Raw genomic sequence first — 8,163 nt, 5'->3', positions numbered from 1 at the left:
CTGCACGAATGGCGTAACGACTTCTCGACTGTCTCAACCATAGGCCCGGTGAAATTGCATTACGAGTAAAGATGCTCGTTTCGCGCAGCAGGACGGAAAGACCCCGGGACCTTTACTACAGTTTGATATTGGTGTTCGGTTCGGCTTGTGTAGGATAGGTGGGAGACTGTGAAGCGGCCACGCCAGTGGTTGTGGAGTCGTTGTTGAAATACCACTCTGGTCGTGCTGGATGTCTAACCCGGGTCCGTGATCCGGATCGGGGACAGTGTCTGATGGGTAGTTTAACTGGGGCGGTTGCCTCCTAAAGAGTAACGGAGGCGCCCAAAGGTTCCCTCAGCCTGGTTGGTAATCAGGTGTTGAGTGTAAGTGCACAAGGGAGCTTGACTGTGAGACCGACGGGTCGAGCAGGGACGAAAGTCGGGACTAGTGATCCGGCGGTGGCTTGTGGAAGCGCCGTCGCTCAACGGATAAAAGGTACCCCGGGGATAACAGGCTGATCTTCCCCAAGAGTCCATATCGACGGGATGGTTTGGCACCTCGATGTCGGCTCGTCGCATCCTGGGGCTGGAGTCGGTCCCAAGGGTTGGGCTGTTCGCCCATTAAAGCGGTACGCGAGCTTTTGGGTTTAGAACGTCGTCGAGACAGTTCGGTCCCTATCCGCTGTGCGCGTAGGAATATTGAGAAGGGCTGTCCCTAGTACGAGAGGACCGGGACGGACGAACCTCTGGTGTGCCAGTTGTTCTGCCAAGGGCATGGCTGGTTGGCTACGTTCGGGAGGGATAACCGCTGAAAGCATCTAAGCGGGAAGCCTGCTTCGAGATGAGTGTTCCCACCTCCTTTGAGAGGGTAAGGCTCCCAGTAGACGACTGGGTTGATAGGCCGGATATGGAAGCCCTGTGAGGGGTGGAGTTGACCGGTACTAATAGGCCGAGGGCTTGTCCTCAGTTGCTCGCGTCCACTGTGTTGGTTCTGAAACCACGAATGATCACACACTGCCCCCGTTATTACGGTGTGGCGGGGTGGTCGGGTTTTATAGTGTTTCGGTGGTCATAGCGCGTGGGAAACGCCCGGTTACATTCCGAACCCGGAAGCTAAGCTGCGTAGCGCCGATGGTACTGCAAGGGGGACCTTGTGGGAGAGTAGGACGCCGCCGAACAATTCTTATACGGGGGAGCCCCGCACCAGTATTGGTGCGGGGCTTTTCCGCGTTATCGGGTCGGAAGCCGGCAGGGGGTTTCGGTAGGCCGTGTCACACGATCGGGTGGTGCAGCAGGGCCCCGGGGGCGGGGAACAGGGGCTCTCCGGCCGCTTCTGCCGGGGCCTTCGCGGGGGGCAGACTGGGGGAATGGCCGAAGAGTCCCTCGTACCACAGCCGTCCTCGTCCCCGCGTCCCGAGCAGTCACTCTCCGTGCTGCGCTGGTCGGAGCCGCCCGACGGTCCCGTCGTGGTGCTGCTCGACCAGCGGCGCCTGCCCGAGGAGGAGGCGGAGCTCGTGTGCACGGACGCCCCCGCGCTCGTCGAGGCGATCCGTACGCTCGCCGTGCGCGGAGCGCCGTTGCTCGGGATCGCCGGGGCGTACGGAGTCGCGCTCGCGGCGGCCCGCGGCTTCGACGTGGACGAGGCGGCCGACGCGCTCGCCTCGGCCCGGCCCACCGCCGTGAACCTGGAGCGGGGCGCCCGGCGGGCGCAGCGAGCCTTCCGGGCCGCGCAGGAGGCCGGCGGCGACCGGGACGCCGCTGCCGCCGCCGCGCTCGCCGAGGCGCGGGCGCTGCAGGCCGAGGACGCGGCGGCCTCGGCGGCGATGGCCGCCCACGGCACGCGGCTCCTCGACGGACTGCTCCCTGGCGGGGGCCACCGCCTGCTCACGCACTGCAACACCGGGGCGCTCGTCTCCGGCGGGGAGGGCACCGCCTTCGCCGTGGCGCTCGCCGCGCACCGTGCGGGGCGCCTGCGCAGGCTGTGGGTGGACGAGACGCGCCCGCTGTGGCAGGGGGCGCGGCTGACCGCGTGGGAGGCGGCACGGCGCCGAATGGCGTATACCTTGCTCGCGGACAACGCCGCCGGCTCGCTCTTCGCGGCCGGTGACGTGGATGCCGTGCTGATCGGGGCGGACCGGATCGCGGCGGACGGGGCGGTGGCGAACAAGGTGGGCAGTTACCCGCTCGCGGTGCTCGCGCACCACCACCGGGTGCCGTTCATCGTCGTCGCGCCGCTGTCCACGGTGGATCTCGCCACGGAGAGCGGAGCGGCGATCGAGGTGGAGCAGCGGGCCGGGCACGAGGTGACCGAGGTGCGGGGGCGCGGGGGTGTCGCGGTGCCGCTCGCGCCGCTCGGTACGCGGGCGTACAACCCCGCGTTCGATGTCACACCGCCCGAACTGATCAGCGCGATTGTCACGGAGGCCGGGGTCGTGACCCCGGTGACGGCGGAGCGACTGGCGGCTCTGTGTGCCAGTTCACGTCAGGCAACGATGAGCTAATGGGATGATGTCAGTCATGAAGGGACGAGTCCTTGTCGTCGACGACGACACCGCACTGGCCGAGATGCTCGGCATCGTGCTGCGTGGTGAAGGTTTCGAGCCGTCGTTCGTCGCGGACGGTGACAAGGCGCTGGCCGCCTTCCACGACACCAAGCCCGATCTGGTGCTGCTCGACCTGATGCTGCCCGGCAGGGACGGCATCGAGGTCTGCCGCCTGATCCGCGCCGAGTCCGGCGTCCCGGTCGTCATGCTCACGGCGAAGAGCGACACCGTGGACGTCGTGGTCGGCCTGGAGTCGGGCGCCGACGACTACATCGTCAAGCCGTTCAAGCCCAAGGAGCTGGTGGCCCGCATCCGGGCCAGGCTCCGCAGGTCGGAGGAGCCCGCGCCCGAGCAGCTCACCATCGGTGACCTGGTCATCGACGTGGCCGGGCACTCGGTCAAGCGCGAGAGCCAGTCCATCGCGCTGACCCCGCTGGAGTTCGACCTGCTCGTCGCGCTCGCGCGCAAGCCGTGGCAGGTCTTCACCCGCGAGGTGCTGCTCGAACAGGTCTGGGGCTACCGGCACGCCGCCGACACGCGCCTGGTCAACGTGCACGTCCAGCGGCTGCGCTCCAAGGTCGAGCGCGACCCGGAGCGTCCCGAGATCGTCGTGACGGTGCGCGGCGTCGGCTACAAGGCCGGACCGAACTGACATGGCCGGGGACTGACATGAGCAGGGGAAGTGCCGCACGATCCGGCGGGGCCGGCAGGTTCGGCCGGATCGTCGTCCAGGGCCGGGCCCTCGGCGGGGGCGTGGGTGCCAACGGCAGCCCGTTCCTGCGGCTCTTCTCACGCTGGGTGCGGCGGCCGTTGCTGCCCGTCGCCCGGCTGTGGCGCCGCAACCTCCAGCTGAAGATCGTCGCGACGACGCTGCTCATGTCGATGGGCGTCGTACTGCTCCTCGGCTTCGTCGTCGTCGGGCAGGTCCGCAACGGGCTGCTCGACGCGAAGGAGAAGGCCGCGCAGAGCCAGGCCAGGGGCGGGTTCCTCGTCGCCCAGCAGCAGGCGAACGCGGCCGGTCCCTCGACCGGTGCCGCCGCCGACGGCGCGGCGCAGGGCGATCCGCGGGGCGCGGCGTCCGACGGACGGCAGAACGCCAGCTCCTGGATGTCCGAGCTGGTCAGCCAGCTCTCCAGCGGGGGGCAGGGCTCCTTCGACGTCGTCGCGCTCGGCGCGGGACCCGACAGCGGCACGGTCGCGCGCAGCCCGCGCTCCTCCGGCCAGGTCCTCCCCCTGGAGAGCGTCCCCCCGGCGCTGCGCCAGGAGGTCGCGCACGGCACGGGCACGTACCGCACGTACACGCGCATCGTGTACGACGACACGGACGGCAACGTCCCGGCCCCGCGCGCCGCGCTCATCATCGGCCGCCAGGTCAACGACCTCTACGGGCAGCCCTACCAGCTGTACTACCTCTTCTCGCTCGACCAGGAGGCGCGGACCCTCAGCCTGGTCAAGACGACCCTCGCGACGGCCGGGATGTTCGTCGTGGTGCTGCTCGGGGCCATCGCGTGGCTCGTCGTGCGGCAGGTCGTCACGCCGGTGCGGATGGCGGCCTCGGTCGCCGAGCGGCTGTCGGCGGGCAAGCTCCAGGAGCGGATGAAGGTCACGGGCGAGGACGACATCGCGCGCCTCGGCGAAGCCTTCAACAAGATGGCGCAGAACCTCCAGCTCAAGATCAGGCAGCTGGAGGAGCTGTCCCGGATGCAGCGGCGGTTCGTCAGCGACGTCTCGCACGAGCTGCGCACCCCGCTGACCACGGTCCGGATGGCGGCGGACGTGATCCACGAGGCGCGCGCCGACTTCGACCCGGTCACCGGGCGGTCCGCCGAACTCCTCGCGGACCAGCTCGACCGCTTCGAGTCGCTGCTCGCCGACCTCCTGGAGATCAGCCGCTTCGACGCGGGCGCCGCCGCGCTCGACGCGGACGCGGTGGACCTGCGCCTGGTGGTGCGGCGCGTCGTGGACGGCGCGCTGCCGCTCGCGGAGCGCAAGGGCAGCCGCGTACGGATCGTCGGCGACGAGCAGCCCATCGTCGCCGAGGCCGACGTGCGCCGCGTGGAGCGCGTGCTGCGCAACCTCGTCGTCAACGCCGTCGAGCACGGTGAGGGCCGCGACGTCGTCGTCCGGCTCGGCGCGGCGGGCGGCGCCGTCGCCGTCGCGGTACGGGACTACGGGGTCGGCCTCAAGCCGGGCGAGGCCACCCGCGTCTTCAGCCGCTTCTGGCGCGCGGACCCGGCGCGGGCGCGGACGACGGGCGGTACGGGTCTCGGCCTGTCGATCGCCCTGGAGGACGCGCGGCTGCACGGCGGCTGGCTCCAGGCGTGGGGCGAGCCGGGCGGCGGCTCGCAATTCCGGCTCACCCTGCCGCGCACGGCGGACGAACCGCTGCGCGGTTCACCGATACCGCTGGAGCCGGAGGACTCGCGGGCGGCCCTCGCGCGCGCGGCCGCGGACAGCGCGGACGGTACGGAGCCGGGACGGCGCACCGCCGCCGTGCCCGAGCCCCCCGCGCTGCCCTCGGCGGTACGCGCCCCCGCCGCCTCGCGCGGTCCCGTCGCGGCCGACCCGACGGCGCTGCCGGGGAGCGGGGCGCGCGTGGTGACCCGGGCGCGGAGCGCGGAGGACGCGGGACGGGCGGCGGCCGCGGCGGGCCGCGACGGCGAGCCCGTACCGGAGACGGGGCGCGCGGACGCCGCCCGGGACGGGGCTCCGGCGCGGGACGGGAACGAGACGGAGGCCGAGGTGCGTCATGCGCGGTGAACGGGAGCGTCGTCGCTGGGGCGGTGGGCTCGTGCTCGCCACCGTCGGGGCGCTCGTCGCCGGGTGCGCCTCGATGCCGGACCGCGGGGATGTGCGGCCGGTGGACTCCTCGACGCGCAACGACCCCGGGGTGCGGGTCTTCGGGGTCGCGCCGCGCGACGGGGCGCGACCGCTCGAAGTCGTGCAGGGCTTCCTCGAAGCGCTCACGAGCGAGGACCGGGACTACGCCGTCGCGCGCAAGTACCTCACCGAGAAGGCGTCCCGCGACTGGCACCCCGGCAGCGGCACGACGGTCCTCACCGACAGCGCCGATCCCACCCCGGGGCGCGGCACGCCGCCGGACGCTCCCGGCGAGGCGGACAAGGCGACGAGTCACACGTACGTCCTGACCGGCAAGAAGGTCGCGACGGTGGACGACCGGCTCTCGTACCACCCCAGTGACGCCACGTACCAGGAGACGGTGCGGCTCGTGCGGACGGGCAAGGACAAGAAGGAGTGGCGGATCGACCGGCCGCCGAGCGGCGTCGTGCTCGGCAAGAACGACTTCCAGCGGCTGTACTGGCCCGTCAACAAGTACTATTTCGCGGCGCGCACGGAGGCGGGGCACGAGCCGCTCGTCGCCGACCCCGTGTACATCCGCTCCTGGGAGGACCCGGTCACGCAGACCGTCAAGGCGGTGCTCGACGGGCCCTCGGCCTGGCTCGGCGGCGCCGTCCGGAGCAGCTTCCCCGACGGGATCGCGCTGCGCCGGGGCACGACCGCGCTCGCGCCGGACGACGACAACCGGCTCACCGTGCCGCTCGACGTGAACCGGGGCGAGGTGAGCGCCGCCGCGTGCCGGCGGATGGCGGCCCAGCTCCTCTACTCGCTGCGCGATCTGGCGTCGACCAGCGTCAAGACGGTCGGTCTGGAGGCACGCAAGGGCTCCCTGTGCACGCTCGACGAGGACGAGGCCGACGCGGTCGCCGGGCAGGGCGCGAGCAAGCGGGACACGCCCAACCAGTACTACCTGGACAAGAACCACCGGCTGGTGGACCTCAGCTCGGGCAGCCGCGACGACGAGCTGCCCGGTGGTGTCCCCGGGCCCTTCGGCACCGGCGACCAGGAGTTGCGCGCGGCGGCGGTCTCGCGGGACGAGAAGTACGCGGCTGGGATCTCGCTCAACGGCGACCGGCTCTTCGTCTCGGCCCTCGCCGGGACGGGCGAACTGCGGTTCACGGGCGTGCGGAGCAAGGCGGCCGACGAGAAGGACCGCCTCTCGACGCCGAGCTGGGACGGCTTCGGTGACCTGTGGGTGGCCGATACGGACCCGGCGAACCCGCGCCTGATGTGGGTGCGCAAGGGTGCGGCCGACCCGGTCGAGGTGAAGGTCGCGGGGCTCGGCGAAGGGGCTCGTATCGAGGCGGTGCGGGCCTCCTCGGACGGGGTGCGGATCGCGCTGCTCGTCCGGGAGGGCACGCAGACGACCCTGCGGATAGGGCGGGTCGATCGCGTCGGCGAGGGCGAGGCGACGCGCATCGCGGTCGGTGGACTGCGCGCCGCCGCGCCCCAGTTGGAGGAGGTCACCGCGATGTCCTGGGCGGGCGGCAGCCGCCTGGTCGTCGCGGGCCGCGAGGAGGGCGGCGTGCGTCAGCTCCAGTACGTGCTGAGCGACGGTTCCGTCCCGCCCAAGGCCGCCCTGCCCGGTCTCAACGGCGTCACCGACATCGCCGCCTCCGACGACCCGGGCCTGCCCCTCGTCGCCCACTCCTCGGACGGCATCGTGCGGCTCCCGGCGGGGATGAACTGGGAGACGGTGTCGAAGCAGGGGACGGCGCCGTTCTACCCGGGGTGAGGTGAGCGGGTACGAGGGCGGGGGCGTCCCTCCTGGGCCCGTACCGCAGCCGGTTCTCCGCCCGGGAGCGGCCCGCGCGGGGGAGCGGGGCGAAACGCGGGAAGGGGTCCGTGCCGGGTGCCGCGCGCGACCGTAGGCTCCCGGCATGAGCGCTCACGGCCGCCTCCTCGTGCATCATCTCGGCCTCTTCGTCACCGACTTCGCGGCGGCCGAACGCTTCTGGACGGCGGCCCTCGCCCCGCTCGGCATCCTCCCCGGCTACCGCGCGGACGGCCTGGCCGAGTACTGGCACGACGGCCACGACACGCCCTCGCTCGCGCTGCAACAGGTCACCGACCCCGCCGCCGAGACCCGCGGCCTCCACCTCGCCTTCGCCGCGCGGACCCGTACCGAGGTTGACGCCTTCCACCGCGCGGCCCTCGCCCACGGCGGCACGGACCGCTACGCCCCCCGGAACTGGGAGGAGTACCGGGCGTACTGCGCCTTCGCGAGCGACCCAGTGGGCAACAACGTGGAGGCGCTGGTGAAGGAGGCACGGGGGTAGCGCGGGGCGGGCCCCCTGACGGGCCGGGCTCGTCCCGCACCCGGACGGGGCGCGGTGCCGAAGGGCCGTCGCCCTCCGCCGCTGCCGCTACACCGTGATTCTGACCGCCTCGATCCACGAGTCGTTGTCGTGGGTGCCCGCGTAGGTGAAGTCGAAGCCCGCGCCCGGTTGGTCGCAGGCCAGGGCGAGCCAGCTGTCGTCGTGGACGTAGGAGGACTGGCAGACGTTGCCCTTGCCCTTGTCGACGCTGACGGTGAAGCCGAGCATGTGCGGGGCGTCCTTCTTCGTGCTGCCGAGGTAGTTGTCCTCCCCGTCGACGGCGTCCGACCAGGGGTCGGGGTAGTGCCCCTCGCCGTTCGTGGAGGCGGGGTCGTGGACGTAGGCGCCGCCGGAGGTGCCGTTGGTCCCCGCGACGGCGATGTTGACGGCCGTGAGCGGCGTCCCCGAGCCCTGCGTCCCCGCCGTGTCGCCGTCGCAGGCCGGGGCGGTCCAGCCCTTGCCCCG

5 protein-coding genes, 1 rRNA gene, 1 pseudogene and 1 other annotated feature (1 of these 8 cut by a window edge) are annotated in these 8,163 nt (G+C 71.5%); of the genes and pseudogenes, 6 read left to right on the top strand and 1 reads right to left on the bottom strand.

Annotation, left to right across the window (positions count from 1 at the left end):
• Window positions 1-943, top strand: a sequence feature (mutual gap in cmsearch alignment for this rRNA model is longer than 100); it begins 2,161 nt to the left of the window's first position.
• A gap of 96 nt (window positions 944-1,039) precedes the next feature.
• The 6 genes from rrf to SSBG_RS10005 all read left to right on the top strand — a co-directional run bounded on the left by rrf (window position 1,040) and on the right by SSBG_RS10005 (window position 7,659).
• A 5S ribosomal RNA gene (gene rrf, locus SSBG_RS10030) occupies window positions 1,040-1,156 on the top strand.
• Window positions 1,157-1,345: 189 nt separating this feature from the next.
• Window positions 1,346-2,479, top strand: a complete 1,134-nt coding sequence (mtnA, locus tag SSBG_RS10025; protein WP_008746048.1) for an S-methyl-5-thioribose-1-phosphate isomerase — start codon at window positions 1,346-1,348, stop codon at window positions 2,477-2,479.
• 4 nt (window positions 2,480-2,483) lie between these two features.
• Complete coding sequence (mtrA, locus tag SSBG_RS10020) at window positions 2,484-3,173, top strand: two-component system response regulator MtrA (protein WP_008746047.1); 690 nt, start codon at window positions 2,484-2,486, stop codon at window positions 3,171-3,173.
• A gap of 17 nt (window positions 3,174-3,190) precedes the next feature.
• A complete protein-coding gene (mtrB, locus tag SSBG_RS10015; RefSeq protein ID WP_008746046.1) occupies window positions 3,191-5,281 on the top strand; it encodes an MtrAB system histidine kinase MtrB in 2,091 nt (696 codons plus the stop codon).
• Window positions 5,271-7,115: an LpqB family beta-propeller domain-containing protein gene (locus tag SSBG_RS10010; RefSeq protein WP_008746045.1), complete on the top strand. Its 1,845-nt coding sequence runs from the start codon at window positions 5,271-5,273 to the stop codon at window positions 7,113-7,115. The genes mtrB and SSBG_RS10010 overlap by 11 nt, the downstream gene beginning before the upstream one ends.
• A gap of 145 nt (window positions 7,116-7,260) precedes the next feature.
• Window positions 7,261-7,659, top strand: coding sequence for a VOC family protein (locus SSBG_RS10005; protein ID WP_008746044.1), 399 nt, complete (start codon window positions 7,261-7,263; stop codon window positions 7,657-7,659).
• A gap of 87 nt (window positions 7,660-7,746) precedes the next feature.
• On the opposite strand, the pseudogene SSBG_RS10000 reads toward SSBG_RS10005, so the two are convergent.
• Window positions 7,747-8,163 (bottom strand): annotated as a pseudogene (locus tag SSBG_RS10000) (hydrolase); the annotation flags it as partial.

It is taken from the genome of Streptomyces sp. SPB074, from assembly GCF_000154905.1.
Lineage (GTDB): Bacteria > Actinomycetota > Actinomycetes > Streptomycetales > Streptomycetaceae > Streptomyces.
The sequence above is the reverse complement of the archived record's forward strand: the minus strand, read 5'-3'. Positions and strand labels throughout refer to the sequence as shown.

What these genes read in the sequence shown, in the direction of transcription:
- mtnA (WP_008746048.1), top strand. Translation starts at nt 1,346, where the DNA reads ATGGCCGAAGAGTCCCTCGTACCACAGCCGTCCTCGTCCCCGCGTCCC.
- mtrA (WP_008746047.1), top strand. Translation starts at nt 2,484, where the DNA reads ATGATGTCAGTCATGAAGGGACGAGTCCTTGTCGTCGACGACGACACC.
- mtrB (WP_008746046.1), top strand. Translation starts at nt 3,191, where the DNA reads ATGAGCAGGGGAAGTGCCGCACGATCCGGCGGGGCCGGCAGGTTCGGC.
- SSBG_RS10010 (WP_008746045.1), top strand. Translation starts at nt 5,271, where the DNA reads ATGCGCGGTGAACGGGAGCGTCGTCGCTGGGGCGGTGGGCTCGTGCTC.
- SSBG_RS10005 (WP_008746044.1), top strand. Translation starts at nt 7,261, where the DNA reads ATGAGCGCTCACGGCCGCCTCCTCGTGCATCATCTCGGCCTCTTCGTC.